Source organism: Streptomyces sp. NPDC052107, from assembly GCF_040680215.1.
Taxonomy (GTDB): Bacteria; Actinomycetota; Actinomycetes; order Streptomycetales; family Streptomycetaceae; genus Streptomyces.
The window spans coordinates 18,437-32,651 of record NZ_JBFAWG010000026.1; the positions used below are offsets into that span (position 1 = coordinate 18,437).

General features: G+C 70.9%; 9 protein-coding genes and 2 pseudogenes. 6 read left to right on the forward strand and 5 right to left on the reverse strand.

What is annotated here, in order from left to right:
• Positions 1-59 precede the first annotated feature (59 nt).
• Positions 60-830 (forward strand): hypothetical protein, encoded by a 771-nt coding sequence (locus AB0M27_RS25655; protein WP_365724461.1) that lies wholly within the window; start codon positions 60-62, stop codon positions 828-830.
• A 1-nt stretch (position 831) separates the two neighbouring features.
• Positions 832-1,074 carry a helix-turn-helix transcriptional regulator gene (locus AB0M27_RS25660; RefSeq protein ID WP_365724463.1) on the forward strand — a complete coding sequence of 81 codons (243 nt, stop codon included), beginning with the start codon at positions 832-834 and terminating at the stop codon, positions 1,072-1,074.
• A gap of 316 nt (positions 1,075-1,390) precedes the next feature.
• On the opposite strand, the gene AB0M27_RS25665 is transcribed toward AB0M27_RS25660, so the two are convergent.
• Positions 1,391-2,614, reverse strand: coding sequence for a SpoIIE family protein phosphatase (locus AB0M27_RS25665; protein ID WP_365724465.1), 1,224 nt, complete (start codon positions 2,612-2,614; stop codon positions 1,391-1,393).
• Between the two features lie 632 nt (positions 2,615-3,246).
• Between AB0M27_RS25665 and AB0M27_RS25670 the strand changes: the two genes are divergently transcribed.
• The 4 genes from AB0M27_RS25670 (at position 3,247) to AB0M27_RS25685 (ending at position 8,453) form a co-directional block, all read left to right on the forward strand.
• The gene (locus tag AB0M27_RS25670; RefSeq protein WP_365724467.1) at positions 3,247-3,843 is read left to right on the forward strand and encodes a winged helix-turn-helix domain-containing protein; all 597 of its coding nucleotides are present in this window, start codon (positions 3,247-3,249) and stop codon (positions 3,841-3,843) included.
• Positions 3,844-4,181: 338 nt separating this feature from the next.
• Positions 4,182-4,340 carry a hypothetical protein gene (locus AB0M27_RS25675; RefSeq protein ID WP_365724469.1) on the forward strand — a complete coding sequence of 53 codons (159 nt, stop codon included), beginning with the start codon at positions 4,182-4,184 and terminating at the stop codon, positions 4,338-4,340.
• A gap of 174 nt (positions 4,341-4,514) precedes the next feature.
• Positions 4,515-5,306 (forward strand): hypothetical protein, encoded by a 792-nt coding sequence (locus AB0M27_RS25680; RefSeq protein WP_365724561.1) that lies wholly within the window; start codon positions 4,515-4,517, stop codon positions 5,304-5,306.
• Positions 5,307-6,281: 975 nt separating this feature from the next.
• Positions 6,282-8,453 carry a SpoIIE family protein phosphatase gene (locus tag AB0M27_RS25685; protein ID WP_365724471.1) on the forward strand — a complete coding sequence of 724 codons (2,172 nt, stop codon included), beginning with the start codon at positions 6,282-6,284 and terminating at the stop codon, positions 8,451-8,453.
• A gap of 169 nt (positions 8,454-8,622) precedes the next feature.
• Here AB0M27_RS25685 and AB0M27_RS25690 read toward each other — a convergent pair whose 3' ends face one another.
• From AB0M27_RS25690 to AB0M27_RS25705, 4 genes and pseudogenes are all read right to left on the reverse strand, one after another.
• On the reverse strand, positions 8,623-9,807 hold the full coding sequence (locus AB0M27_RS25690; RefSeq protein ID WP_365724473.1) for a type III polyketide synthase: 1,185 nt from the start codon (positions 9,805-9,807) through the stop codon (positions 8,623-8,625).
• A gap of 602 nt (positions 9,808-10,409) precedes the next feature.
• Positions 10,410-10,826: pseudogene (locus AB0M27_RS25695) on the reverse strand (LuxR C-terminal-related transcriptional regulator); the annotation flags it as partial.
• A gap of 20 nt (positions 10,827-10,846) precedes the next feature.
• Positions 10,847-12,140, reverse strand: a pseudogene (locus tag AB0M27_RS25700) (IS200/IS605 family accessory protein TnpB-related protein); the annotation flags it as partial.
• Between the two features lie 349 nt (positions 12,141-12,489).
• A complete protein-coding gene (locus AB0M27_RS25705) occupies positions 12,490-14,208 on the reverse strand; it encodes a hypothetical protein (RefSeq protein ID WP_365724563.1) in 1,719 nt (572 codons plus the stop codon).
• Positions 14,209-14,215: the final 7 nt, after the last annotated feature.

The window sequence follows — 14,215 nt, forward strand, 5'->3', positions numbered from 1 at the left end:
CGACTTTCGATGGTGTGCGGCCCTGCGTACACGCACACGCTCTCGAATGTGAGGATGCCTTGGAGTCGCTTGTGACCGGCGCCGCCGAACCGATCGCCCGTGCGTGGCGGCTCCCCAACAAACTCGCCGTCCTGATGCTCCTCCTGGCGATCGCAGCCCCGCTGTACGGCATGGTCTACGACATCAACGGAGCCACCCAGGCCGGCGCCGACGTCGGCGTGATCGTACAAGTCCGAGCAGTGGACCGCCTCGAGATCTCCCTGCCCGACCACGCCATCACCGCGGCGCAGGCCGAAGGCGTGGCAGGACACGAAACACAGCACGCTCTACGCCAGTACGATCCCGACCCCACCGGCCACTCCCTGCGTCTCGGTGTACCGGGCGCCCGGGGCGCCACGTGGCTGGACGCCGACCTGCCCACAGTCACACTGAGATCCTGGGGCTCCACCGTGCCCGAGCAGATCCTGGCGCGCGGCGGCACCGCGGTAATCACCGTGTGCGTCGGCGTCGGTGCGTTCCTGCTGTACCGGATCCTGCAGTCGATCGCGGCCGGGCGGCCCTTCGAATCCGGCAACCCCAGGCGGATCGCCGGCCTGGCCGGAGCGATCTGGGTGGCCGGAGTGGTCCCCGGGGTCCTGACCTCGGCAGCCGCGAGCCTCGTCCTTCGCCGCGTGGGTCTGGCCGGGCCGCACAGCCCGGTCATGGCCCCACCACTGAATCTCATCGGCTCGATGGTCGGGAATCTCCTGCTGCCACTCCTGGTGCTGGCGTTCGCGGAAGCCTTCCGCCGCGGCGGCGAGCTGGCCCGGGATGTCGAGGGGCTCGTCTGACATGGCACCCGATCCCGCAGAAGAACCGCACCGAGTGGTCTGCCACCTCGACGCGCTGCTCGCCGAACGCGAGATGACCCTGACCGACCTCGCCGCTCGCGTGGGCGTGACGGTCGTGAACCTCTCGATCCTCAAGAACAACCGCGCCAGGGCCATCCGCTTCTCCACTCTCACCCGGATCTGCGAAGCCCTCGACTGCCGGCCCGGCGACCTGTTCACCGTCACCCCCGCGCCGGACCGGTGACACTCGGGCCGCGCACGGCCCCGGCAGGCGAAGACGCTCCGTACTGCGCGTGGCGGTTGTGACTGGGGCCGGGGTCGAACCGGCGACCTTCCGCTTTTCAGGCGAGTTGATCGCACGACCAGCATCACGATCCGGCCCGACAACGACAGACGTCGACACCCCGTGGACACTCCGCGGCGTGCCCTGGCGTCCGTTCGTTGCCGTCAGACTGCTGTCCGGGGCCGTCGGCCCCCCTTGCTCTCCACGACTCGCCGTCCGATCGCGCACGCACGGGGCACGGCCCGGTGACGTACCGCGTGAGCTGCGTCGCTCAAAGTTATAGGCGGATGACGACCAAGGCTATGTCGTCGCTGGCGCCGTTGGCGACCCCCAGGCGGGCCAGCAGCGCGTCGGCCAGCTGGCCAGGGGCAAGGTCGGTGTCCTGAGCCAGGGCTTTGGTCAGGTGGGCCAGGCCGGTGTAGATGTCCTCGTCGCGGCGCTCGATGAGCCCGTCGGTGTAGAGCACGAGCGTGTCCCCCTGGGCGTAGGACATGCTGGCCTGAGGGCGGGGGACATGATGCGGGCGGGCGCCGAGCGGTGGATCGGTGGCTTGGTCCAATAGCTCGCAAGTCCCATCGCGGTGGAGCAGGACGGGCGGTGGGTGCCCGGCGTTGCTGTAGATGATCAGTCTGGTGCGGGGGTCGATGAGTACCTTTACCGCGGTTGCGGCCGTCGCGCCTTCCATGGAGCGGGCGTACAGGCCGAGGATTTCCAGGGCCTGGGCGGGGCTGGGGAGGGCCCGGATGGCTGCGCTCAGGGCGCTGCGGAGCATGCCCATGACGGCCGCGGCGTGCAGGCCATGGCCGACGACGTCTCCCACGGCCACCGAGTAGCGGTCGGGTGGCAGGTCGACGATGTCGTACCAGTCGCCGCATACGTTGAGTGATGTGGCCGCGGGCAGGTACCGCACGGCGATGTTGTCGTAGCGGAGCAGGTCGGGGTCGTCGAGCATGGCTTCCTGCAAGGTGACGGCGACCTGGCGTTCGCGGGCGTGGGCTTGGCGCAGTTCCTGGTTCAGCCGGTGCAGCTCGCGCGCCCTCACGTAGAGCTCGGCTGCTATGCCTTTGTCGCGCTCGGTGACCTGACGTGCCCCGCGTGCGTGGACGAAGGCGGTGACGTCGTCGGCCCGTTGGACGATCCACTTCACGTGGCCGTCCGGCCCGGGAATCGGGGTGTGGACCTCGGACCACCACCGCTCCTCGAACCTGCCCGGCTGGTCGGGGGCGGGTATGTCGTACCGCTGCAGCGTCAGGGTGCCCGACTTCCCGGTGTTCAGGACCTCCAGCAATGATGCCTTTATGCATTTTGCGTCGTCCTCGGAGGCGCCGGGGTTTTCCGGTAGAGCGTCGAAGAAGTACTTCCCGGTCAGCTCTTCCCTGGTTCGCCCGGTGATCTGTAGATATGCCGGGTTGATATAGCGGATCACCAGATCCTTGTCCAGCACCAGGTAAGGGCTCGGCGCGGCGTCACAGAAGGCCATGAAATCGATGTCCAGCGACATACGCGCTCCCCAGGGTCCGCGAGCGCGACCACCTCAAATGTCATTCTATGGGCGATGAGTCCGGTCTGTCCCAGCCAGCGCCTGAGCTGCGCGGCCGGAATCCAGCGTGGACGTCGGTTCACAGCCAGCGCTGAGCGGTTCTCGCGGATGGCGGAACGGCTTTGGGCTGGAGTTTCAACGACCCAGTCAAGCGTCGCCGCACTCGGATCCTGGAGCACTCGTTTGGAAGATCGCGTACGCGGCTTGACCCGGAATCTTGGACACGGGCCATGCGGCTTGGGCCAGGGTCCTCGACGTTGTGTCGCGTGGACAATGCCAACCGCCAGGTGCGGCCAAGCTTCCTCGGCTGGAGAGTTGCTCCGGCGAGACTCTAGCGGCGAAGTCCCGCCGATGACCATGCCCATGGCCCAGACAGCTGGGGGAGCCGTAGTGGGTGGTGAGCTGTCGTCCGTAGACGCCTGTCGGGCCGGTCGACGACGAGGTCGGTGGTCCCGTCGCCGTCGAGCTCATCAGCGGTGAGGCAGAGGGCACCGATACGGACTTCGGCGTTTTGAGGTGGTTGGCTGGTTCATGCGGCTGACTGATGGTCACCTGCACGGTCCGTCGTTGCTCTGCGTTATACGTTATGCGCTATGCGCTATGCGGATCGGGGCGGGCTGACGGCGAAGGGCCGTCTGCGCCGCGAAGCGGTGCGGTTGGAGGCCGCTGGGCTGTTCGCCGAGGGACTCACCTCGCGGGAGGTTGCCCGTCGGCTGCGGGTGAGCCCGAAGTCGGCGTATCAGTGGCAGAAGGCCTGGCGGGCCGGCGGGACCGCGGCGCTGGCGTCGCGCGGACCGGTCGGGCAGCGGTGCAAGCTCTCGGCACGGTGCCTGGAGAAGCCGGCCTCCTACCTGGAGGAGGGGCCGGCCGCGCACGGCTGGGACCAGGACCAGGTCTGGACCGGTGCGCGGGTGGCGGCGCTGATCGGCAGGAAGTTCCACGTCTCGTACAGCGTCTCTGGGGCCACCCGGCTCATGCGCCGCCTCGGGTTCACCCCGCAGGTCCCCGCTCGCAGGGCCGCGGAACGTGACGAGCAGGCCGTCACCGCGTGGAAGGAGACGACCTGGGCGGAGGTAAAAGCGCCCGGGCGGCCTGCAACGGCTTCTTCTGCTTCGAGGACGAAGCCGGGTTCACCCGCAGGCCGCCGAAGGGCCGTACCTGGGGCAGGCGCGGCATCACCCCGGTCGTGAAGGTCTCCGGCCGCCGCTCGGGGAGAGTCCCGGTCGCCGGGCTGATCGCGGTGCGCCCGGGGTCGCGGACCCGGCTGTGTCACAAGGCTGCGGCTGCACACCCGGCGTAAGGGCGAGCGCCGCAGCCTGTCCGAGGACGACTACATCCGCCTCATCGACGGGGTGCATCAGCTGGTCGAGGCGCCGATCGTGCTCGTATGGGACCGGCTGAACACCCACGTGTCCCACGCCATGCGCGACCTGATCGACGCACGTGACTGGCTGACGGTGTTCATCCTGCCCGTCTACGCGACGCCTACGCGCCCGAACAGAACGCGGTCGAGTACCTGTGGGCCCACGTGAAACGCAGCCTCGCGAACCTCTCCAGCGTCGCTCTCGACCGCCTTGCCACACTCGTACGCAACCGACTCAAACGGCTGCAGTACCGCCCCGACGTGCTCGACGGCTTCCTCGCCGGGACCGGACTCTCCCTCGACCTCCCACCACCATCCCCGTGAAGCACCGAAGTCAGTAACGCACCGCCGGCAGCATCGGCCCAGGCCACGGGCGACACAGCCAGCACAAGATCGCTTGCTTCCAGGGCTCGAGCCACGATGTCCCGAGACTGTCTCTGATCGACTTCGCGGAGGCAGGAAGGGAAGAAACTGATGAACAGGATTCCCGTGAGCAAGATGCCCAGGGTTGGCGCATTGTTCTGGGCGATCAAGATCGTGGCAACCACGCTCGGCGAGTCGGTGTCGAACTTCGTGGCGATCACTCCGATGAAGCTCGGCTACGCCGCCGCAGTGATCATTTTCTTGGCGGCATTCGCACTCACGCTGATGATGCAGCTGAGAGCCGACCGGTTCCGGCCGGCGGTCTTCTGGTCGGTGATCTTGATGACCAGCATCGTCGGCACGGCAACTTCGGACTTCATGAACCGCACCGTCGGGCTGGGCTATACCGGCGGCGCGGTCGTGCTGACCAGCCTCCTGGTGATCGTACTGATCAGCTGGCGGGCGACCGGGCAGACCATGGACGTGGAACGGATCGCCACCACCCAAGGTGAGATCCTTTACTGGACCGCGACACTGGTGTCCAACACGCTGGGAACCTCCAGCGGCGATTTCCTGTCCCACAGCGTCGGCCTGGGCTTCCGGGACAGCGCTCTGGTGCTGTCCGCAGCGATGCTACTGATCCTCGCCGCCCACTATCTGACGCCCATCTCCGGCACCGTGCTGTTCTGGACGGCCTACGTACTCACCCGCCCGCTCGGGGCAGTCGCGGAGAACACAGTGGAGAAGCCCGTAGCCCAGGGTGGACTCGGGGTGGGAACCACCATCACCTCCGCCGCTCTGCTTGCCGTACTGATGGTTCTGGTCGGCTATCAGATGCTCACCCACCGCCAGCAAACCCTTACGCTGGACACGTCCTCCCCCGCCAGCAGTTCAAGCGGCCAACGGCCCCCGGGACCGGCAGCCTGAAAATGACGCTGCCAGCGTGACCCGCGTACGTGCAGTTGCACCATCGGCCGAGCGAGCGCCTCGTACTGGCTGGGATCGGGCCGCCCGCATGAGACATAGCCTTCTGTCACTGGTACGCCGACTTCGGGCTCACCCGCAGCCGACGCCTCCGGCGAGGTGAGTCCCTCGGCGAACAGCCCAGCGGCCTCCAACCGCACCGCTTCGCGGCGCGGACGGCCCTTCGCCTCAGCCCGCCCCCATCCGCATAGCGCAGAGCAACGACGCACCGCGCAGGTGACCATCAGTCAGCCGCATGAACCAGCCAACCACCTCAAAACGCCGAAGTCAGTAAGAGTGGTCGCGGCGTCGGGAGAGAGATCGGTGGAGGAACCGGGGACGATGGTGAGTGGCGCCACGTAAGCTACCGACCGCTTTTTTGCCAGGAACCCGGCGTGCAGCCCGACTCGTCTGCCATCGCGGCTTGGCGGCCGTCCTCGATGATCTTCACGATGCTTTCCTTTCCGCCCTGGGCACCGGCGTCTTCGGGATGAAGACAGCGTCTCCGTTCCGAGCGGGCGGGAACACAGGACGTCCGCACCGTTACCGTCTCGCCCTGCCCTCAGTACCGCTCAGGGCGTCAGGCGGACGCGCCGGGGGGGCGGTGCGGGGGCTGCGTCAGTGTGGATCACCGCGTCATGGCACCGATCGCCCGGCACAGCAGCACGTGCCTGGACCTCGTCAGAGCCGTCGGCGCCGGCGCCCGGTGGTCCTGCGGCGGTCGTCGCGTTCTGGCGGGCGACGGCCCCCGGCAAGGTGAGCACGGCCCCACCGGCCGCGGCATTCGCTCACTTTCCGTGTTCACCGCGCGATCCGCCGATGTGCGCGAAGCGACCCCCGGTGTTATTCAATGGGGTGTGCGGTCAGGGATCTCGGGGCCCCGCCGCACGGGTCCGAGTACGGCCTCGGCGCTGCGCCGGGGATTGCTGAGAGAGCCGCATGGACTCTACCCCCTCCCCCTCGTCCTCGTCGCCGTTCGGCCTGGTCAGCAGCGCCCTGGGGCGCTACATCCCGCGCGGCGGAGCGGCAGCGGCCGCCGGTCCTGCCGGCGCGCAGGGCGACCGCACCACCCGCCCTGCTGTACTCGACCCGGCAGCCGGCGGTCAGGAACAGATTCTCGGCGTGGTCAACCTGGACAGCGATCTGAGAATCACCCGCTGCAATCTGTCCGCCCCCGTGTTCGCGGGCCTGGACGCCGTTGCCGGGGGTCCCTTCGTCGATCTCCTCCCCCCCGGGGACGTACCGACGGTCACGCGGCGGTTGCGGCAGGTCCTGGAGACCGGTGAGGCGCACGTCGCCCGGATCCAGCGCCTGCGGCGCGGCGACGGGTCGGAGCTGGTGGTCTCGCTGAGCATCCTGCCCGCCGCGGTGCCTCAGGAGGGCCTGACCGTCTCCCTGATCGCCATGGCCAGGAGGCTGCACCTGTACGCCGCCGAGACCGCGATCGGCACCTCGCTGGACATCGGCGAGACCGCGCAGTCGCTGGCGCAGTCCCTGCTGGCTTGGGGAGACGTGGCCGCCGTCGACCTCGACTTCGCCGTGTGGACGGGCGAGGGAGTCACCGGGCAGGGGCAGGGACAGGGACAGGGGCGCATCCGGCTACGGCGGGCTGCCCTGGTGCCGGACCGGGCGTGGCCCGAGGGCTACGTGACTCCGGGCGACGATCTTCCCGGCGACGCGAGTCGCCTGCTGGCGCAGGCGGTACGGCGGGACGACGCCCCGCAGGCCATCGTCATACCCGACCGGGAGGCGGTCGAGCGGGTACTCGGCGGTCCGCGAGTGATGCGTGCCCTGGTGCCCGGCGACCGGTCGGCGGGTGTGGCGTGCATACCGCTGGTCCTGGACGGCGCACCGCCCGTCGTGCTGGGCGTGGCGGAGGTATGGCGGCGGGCGGACTGCCCCTTCCGCGACAGCGAGCTGTTCGACCTGCAGGAACTGGTTGCCAGGACCGCCCATCACGTCGACCTGGCCCGTCAGCACCAGCGCGAGCACACGCAGGTGCTGGCGTTGCAGCGTCGGCTGCTGCCCCGGACCGGCGGCGACACCATAGAGATCGCCAGCATCTACCAGCCCGCCACGCCCGACAGCGCGGGCGTCGGCGGCGACTGGGTGAACAGCTTTCCGCTGCCGGACGGCCGTACCGCGCTGGTGGTCGGTGACGTCGTCGGGCACGGCCTGGGAGCCGCGGCGACCATGGGCCAGCTGAGCATGGAGGCCCGCGCGCTGCTGTCGGCGGGGCTCGCGCCCGACGAGGTACTGGAGCATCTGGACGAGACCGTGACGTTGCTGGACGACTCGGAGTCCGGGCTGGCGGCCGGCTACAGCGCCCTCGGGTCGACCTGCTGCATCGCCCTCTACGACCCGGTCAGCCACCGCGTGACGCTGTCCAGCGCCGGCCACCTCCCCCCGGTCCTGGTCTCCCCGGACGGGCGCGCGGGCCCGCTCGCGGTCCGCCCTCACCCCGGCCTGGGCGCCGAGTTCGCGCTGCGGGAGCCGTTCGAGGTGCACACGTTCGGCGCACCCCCGGGCTCCCTGCTCGCCCTCTACACCGACGGCCTGGTGGAGGATCCGGCCGTGTCGATCGACGAGGGCATCGGCAGGCTCGCGGACGCCGTGGCCAGGGTGCACCCCTGGGACGCCCTGCAGCAGGCCGCACGGCACGTCGTCTCCGCGCTGGCACCCGTGCGCCAGCGCGACGACGTGACCCTGCTGCTCGCGCGGATGATCGGCTACCGCAAGGGGGACACCGCGACCTGGCGGCTGCCCGCCCGCGACGACGCCCCCGCCCGTGCCCGCGTGCAGGTCTCCGCGCTGCTGCGGCAATGGCGCACCAGGGACGACACCCGGGACAACGTGCTGCTGCTGGTCAGCGAGCTGGTCACGAACGCGGTGCGCTTCGCCACCGGTCCCATCACGGTTCGGCTGATCAGGGCCGGTCACGGCCTGCTGTGCGAGGTGGGCGACACCGGCAACGGCAGGCCACGTCTGCGGCGGGGCCGCCCCCTCGACGACGGCGGTCGTGGCCTGCACATCGTGCACGGGCTCACCACCCGGTGGGGGGTGCGGTGGACGGACACCGGCAAGGTGGTCTGGGCGGAAGTCGCGAGGTGACGCGGCTGGGGGCGGGGGCGCGGCCAGCGTACGGGAGCGCGGCGAGAGGGCACGGGCGGCGCACCCTTCACCCGACGCCACCGACGGTACGGACGGTGCCCTCAGCGGTACCGGTCGTGACCGGTGATGCGGACGGCCCGTTCGCCGGTACGGGTGGCACGGGTTCGCACTACAGCCACTCCCCTTCCAGGGCGGTGGCGGTGAGGCCCGGTGCCGCCGCGTACAGGACGGCGCGACTGCCCGACTTCTGCCCGGCGTCGTGCGCCCGCCGCAGGATGTCGAACACGGCGGCGCCTCCACGGTTGCCGGTGGTGTAGCTGTCCCGGCTGTAGTCCAGCAGCCCCGACGGCCACGCCTCGGGCATCGTCTGCTCCATGTACTCCAGCACCCGGGTCCCGCCGGGGTGCGCCAGCAGCACATCGGGGTGCCAGGAGTCGGGGTCGTCCTGGTAACGGACGCGCAGCCACTCCCACATCGCGGTGACCGTCTCCTGTACGGCGCGCGGCCCGCGCCGGTCCATCACGAAGTGGGTGCCGTCCGCCCTCGTCTCCAGGCGGTGCAGGTCCTGGGTGCCGGGCAGGGTGTGGTGCCAGGCGGAGTCCAGCCGCAGCACCGACTCGCGCCGCGGGCGGCCCGTGACCACCGCGGCGACCGCGGTGTCCGCGAACAGCAACCGGACGATCAGGGACTCGAGAGTGTCGTCCGCGGGCTGGTAGGTCGTGCTCAGCGCCTCCGCGATCACGACCAGGACCACCCGGTCGGGGTCCGCGGCCACGAGATCCGCCGCCAGCGCCAGGGAGCGGGTCCCAGCGATACAGGCCCACTGCGTGGCCGGCAGCAGCATCACGTCGTTGCGGAGCGGAAGCTTGTTGGCCAGGGCGATGTCCAGACCCGGCAGCGCCGGGGTCGTGGAGTTACTGGTGATCAGGCAGTCGATGCCCGCGGCGTCCAGCCCGGCGATCTGCAGGGCCCCGCGCGCCGCACGCTCGCCGTAGGACTGCACGGCCTCCCAGGCCGGCGCGGTGCGCTCCTGGACGGTCTGCGGCCCGGGTATCGCCTCGAGTGCGGCGATCACGCGGTCCACGTCCTGCTGGGTGAACCCGTCGCGCGCCAGCGCCTCTTGGGCCGACCCGATGCCGACAGCCCCCAGGCCGCCGCCGTTGCCGGGCGCGACGGCGGTTTCCAGCGGCAGCATCCACCCGCGGGTCTCGATGCCCGTGCTGGCCGCGATGCCGTCGATCCGCGGCGCCCACGCCGCATGCGGATGCCGGTCACGCACCTCCGCCACGATCTCGCTGGTCTTCACGGCGTGCTCGCCGTGTATCACGGCAGGAGGACAGAGGTAAGCGGCCATGATGGTGCACCTTTCCGGAGGAACAAGCGGGAATATCACGAGTGCTGTGTCATGAGTCACTTTGGGACTTTGTGCCCAAGACGTTGCAGATAGGCTCCACTTAGGGAGTCGGTGTCCGTTTCGAGCATGGACGCCAAATGGACATTTCCGCTGTGATGCAGACAACTTAGGCAGCACTTGGAATGCGTGACACGGAACACACCGCTGAAACAGGGGCAGTCAGAGCGGTTCTGCGGGTCTTACCTGGCTTACCGTCAGCCAGGAGCTCCTGGTCACTGCCGCCGAGCCGGGAGACGCCCGGCGAAGATCCTTCTACGACGAACCGGTCGACGCTTGCGAGGAGTTGACGGCAGACAGGCAGAGCGGCGATGAGAAGGAACGCGCACTGCCTGCAGTCCGCGCACGGTGGAGATGACGGTACGCGCGGCGACGACAAGCGTCCGCTCGGCGGGGAAGGTGCGCCGGCGGTGGGCGTCGGCGCCCATGGGGACGCACGGAAAGCCAGCCCTCAGCCGGCTCCCGGCTCGGCTGATAACCCTTCAGGAAAGCTCGGCTTCGGCGGATCGCTCCACGGTGACGAATCGCACAGGCCGAGCCCAGACTCAGGACGGGCCGGGCGATGGCACCAGGCCGAGTCGCTGGGCTCGCAGCACTGTGCCCAGACGGTCGCGGGTGCCCAGCTTGCGGTAGATGTTCTCGACGTGCTTGTGCACCGTGCGGACGGAGATGCCGAGGCGACGGCCGATGGCATCGGCGGTGAGCGCGTCGGTGAGCAGCAGCAGGATGGTCGTCTCGCGCGGCGTCAGCGCGCAGTCCGCCGCCCGTTCGTCCGGCGCTGCGCCCGGGCCGAGCCCGCGCCGCCACTCCTCCAGCAGCCGCCGCTGCCGCTCCACGGCCGCCAGCAGCGGCTGTGCTCGCTCCGCCACGGCGAGATGGTCGTCGGTGAAGTCCGTACCGGCGCGGTGGACGAGGCACCCGGTGACGGGGGTGGTGCTGTCGGCGAGCGGTACGCCGAGCACTGTGCGGCGGCGAGGCTCTTGGTCTTGCGGCGTTTGGTGGTGAGGGGTTTCTGCCAGTGCATGGCGCCCCACTTGGAGGTGTAGGCCGGGTCCACGGCGACGAGGGGGATGCCGAGTTCGGCCGCCATGGACACGAGGCGGGCCCGCAGCCTGCTGACGGGCATGGCGGAGATGAGCTTGCGGAACTTCTTGCGGCGGCCGTGCTTCTCGCGGGTCTTCTCCGTGGTGAAGTCGAGGTCCTCGACTGCGACCGCGAGGCCGTAGCGCTGAGCCCAGTGCAGCAGACGGATTCAGAGCGTGCCGGACCTGCGCGTCGCGGTGCCGGGCTGTGCCGGTCAGGTCGTAGGAGAAGCGTCGGGGTTCGCCGGTGGGGTTGCCGTGTTCGTCGAGGCGCCAGGCGGCGAGGTGGTCGGCGTTGGTGTCCACGCCGATCAGGCCCATCGCGCGGGCCGCCTCCAGCGGCACGGTCTTGACCGGTGGGATCGTCCACGACGCGGTCAGGTACCAACGGCCCCCGGTTGGCGGTGACACGGTCGCGCCACTGCGCGCCCCGGTGCGGGAAGCTCACGCGGGCGGCGAGCACGTACCGGCCGTGTGGGGCGTTGGCCAGGTGCGCCAGCGGGGCAGGGAGCTTGAGGGAGACCTCGCCGGTCTCGGTGACGCGGATGGTCTCGTTGTCGAACCGCTTGCCGGACTCGCCGTCGGCCTGGAGGAGTCGTTCGGCCTGCCACCGCTGTCGCCACTGTGGCTCGGCGAGCTGGGCGTCCTGAAGGTGGTGGCGGGTGTTCAGCAGCCGTTTGCCGCCGCGCACCACGCGTACCATCCCGGCCTGCCGGTCCGCCCGCACCGCCTCAAGCCGGTCTTCGAGCCGTGCAGGCGGCGGGACTTGGCGAACCATTCCTGCCTGTCGCGGTAGCCGCCCGGCGCCTGTTTGGTGCCCGTCTCGCCCAAGGGCAGGGACAGCCGGTGTGTGATCGTCCCGATGCCGGCTTCGGGACTCCGGACGTGCGCGAGCCGGCTGCGCCGGGCGAGCGCCCACTGATCGTGGGTGGCCTTCGTGATCGACCCGGCCCACCGGGAGGAGGACTCCTGCGTGAGGGCGCGCCTGCGCTCGGCCCACCGCTCACTGTCGTGCTCCAGGCCGGCCGAACACCTCGTCTTCAGGTCACGGGACGCGAGCCTGCCGAGCAGGTCGCCGACGAGGCGGAGCACCTTCTCGTCCTCGGCCGACAGGTGCTTGAGCCGGTCGCGGACCGCGACTGCCGAGGGGCCGGGCACCACGAACGGCGCCGCCAACTCCCGCAGCCCGCCCATCCCCTCACCCCCGTACGCCATGAGCGACGAACCCACTGACCGACTCAACGACCAGCACACAACAAGGTCACCCATTCGACATGGAAACCTCCGTTCCCATCCCGGGTATCCACGCCCGTGCCAGCCCGGACACTCACTCACGCACGCCAGAACGCGCCCGTCCGCAGCCAAACGACAACAGCTCACCACCCCCGCGGCCCCCGGCTGTCGCACACTGCAACCCGGCGGCACCGGCCTGTGCGGACGGACGTCCGGCGGGCCGCCGGCACGGGGGAACGGCGGCCCGTCCGGTGTCGTACCCCTTCGCCCCCCATTCCAGGTCCCCTCACTCCGGCCGGGGCTTCTGGCGCTATTCCGCCCAGGCCGCCAGGCAGAGCGCGCGGTCCATCTCCTCGGTGTAGCGGGCCGCCGCCAGCCAGGCGCGGGCGAAGCGGTCCGGGTCCGCCGGCAGCAGGCGGCCGAACACATCGCGGGAGCGCTCCGCCGCCGCCGCGTGCAGTTCCTCCAGCAGACCGCCCGCGGTGGCCAGCCCGGACCGGCTCAGCCGCCGGGCGTCGGCGGCCGCGTCGCCGGGGAAGGACAGCACCCGCCGACCGCCCGAGACCGCCTGCTGGACGCGGCGGCGCAGCAGATGGACCGGAGCCTCCTCGGCACCCGGCGCCGCCTGCACGGGGGATGCCGGCGCCGAGGGCAGGTCCGCGCGCTGCAGCCGGTCCAGGCCGACGTCGACCCGAGTACCGGACTGCGTCGGATGCTCGGTGGCGAGGAGCCGGGCCCGGGGGTGCGGGGCCGGGGTGAGCCGGGAGACGACGCGGAGCGTGGCGCCCCGGGCGGCGGCCAGCAGCCGCAGGTTGTCCCGGTGCGCAAGCGCGGGATGGTCGTGGGCGGCGGTCAGCCGCAGTACGACGCCCCCGCAACCGGCGAGCAGACAGTCGCCGGCCGCCTCCGCCGCCGTACCGAGCAGGGTGACCTCCAGGAACAGCAGGTCATGGCCGCCGTTCAGCGCGCGGGTGAGCTGCTCGGCCACCGGGACCGCCCAGAGCCGGTCCAGCGGCTCCTCGCGCCAGCCGGCACCGGACGCGCCGACCGCCCGCACGCCGGCGCCCGCCCCGAGCCGGCCGGTGGGGGAGACCGTGGCCCCCGACACCGCGAGGCCCGCACGGGACAGCTCCCGGTGGGTCAGGGCCGTGTCACCGAGCCGGACCGCCCGGTCGGCCGCGCCCACCGCACGCCCGGCACCGCCCGGAGCGACATCGGACACCTGGTACAGCTCGCCCCGGGCGTCCGCGGTCCAGGTGACCGCGCCGGCGTAGCCGCTCGCGGTGAGTACCGGCTCGGAGAACAGGCCGTACAGCCGCAGGGAGCCGTCCGGGCGGTACGGCTGCCGTGCGGTGCCGCGCAGCGCGGCCAGTTCGGCGCCGATGGCGTGGGGGACGCGGTGGGCCACGGAAAGGACGTCACGCAGGCCGTCGACCAGGTCCGCAAGGCGGTATGTCGGGTCGGCCGCGCGGGCCGCGCGCAGCGCGGTGACCACGGAGACGGCCGAGGCGGCGGCCCGGTGCAGGCCCGCGAGCCGCGCCGTGTGCGCGGCCCGCAGCAGCTCCGCCTGGAGCACGGCGCCCGCCCCGTCCGCACCGGCTTCGAGTGCGGCGGCCGCGGCGGCGTGGAGCGCGAGAGCTGCGGAGACCTGCTCGGCGTCGGCCGACTCCGGCTCGGCCGGCACCTCAGCGGCGGCGGTTGTCTCCTGCGAACTCCCCTCAGGTTCTTCGGACTTGGTCTCCTCGGCGACGGGAGCCGCCGACGCGGCCGCCGCACGGTGGAGGCAGTCCGGGGCCAGCAGACAGCCGCAGCGGATGCCGTCCGCGCCGGTGACCGCGCCGTCCGGGGCGTGCAGTTCGAGGTCGGTGTCGTCGTCGAGGGCGATGCGCACCGTGTCGCCGTCGCGGAACGCGGGCCGGTCGGCCAGCTTGGCGATGCCCGCGTCGAGGCGCTTGCGCAGCCGGGGCGACAGCGCCGCGACGAGTTCGGCGGTCACGGACGGTGCGACCGGAGGCAGTTCCTGCCCCATGCCCTGG

What these genes read in the sequence shown, in the direction of transcription:
- AB0M27_RS25660 (WP_365724463.1), top strand. Translation starts at nt 832, where the DNA reads ATGGCACCCGATCCCGCAGAAGAACCGCACCGAGTGGTCTGCCACCTC.
- AB0M27_RS25665 (WP_365724465.1), bottom strand. Translation starts at nt 2,614, where the DNA reads ATGTCGCTGGACATCGATTTCATGGCCTTCTGTGACGCCGCGCCGAGC.
- AB0M27_RS25670 (WP_365724467.1), top strand. Translation starts at nt 3,247, where the DNA reads ATGCGCTATGCGGATCGGGGCGGGCTGACGGCGAAGGGCCGTCTGCGC.
- AB0M27_RS25680 (WP_365724561.1), top strand. Translation starts at nt 4,515, where the DNA reads ATGCCCAGGGTTGGCGCATTGTTCTGGGCGATCAAGATCGTGGCAACC.
- AB0M27_RS25685 (WP_365724471.1), top strand. Translation starts at nt 6,282, where the DNA reads ATGGACTCTACCCCCTCCCCCTCGTCCTCGTCGCCGTTCGGCCTGGTC.
- AB0M27_RS25690 (WP_365724473.1), bottom strand. Translation starts at nt 9,807, where the DNA reads ATGGCCGCTTACCTCTGTCCTCCTGCCGTGATACACGGCGAGCACGCC.
- AB0M27_RS25705 (WP_365724563.1), bottom strand. Translation starts at nt 14,208, where the DNA reads ATGGGGCAGGAACTGCCTCCGGTCGCACCGTCCGTGACCGCCGAACTC.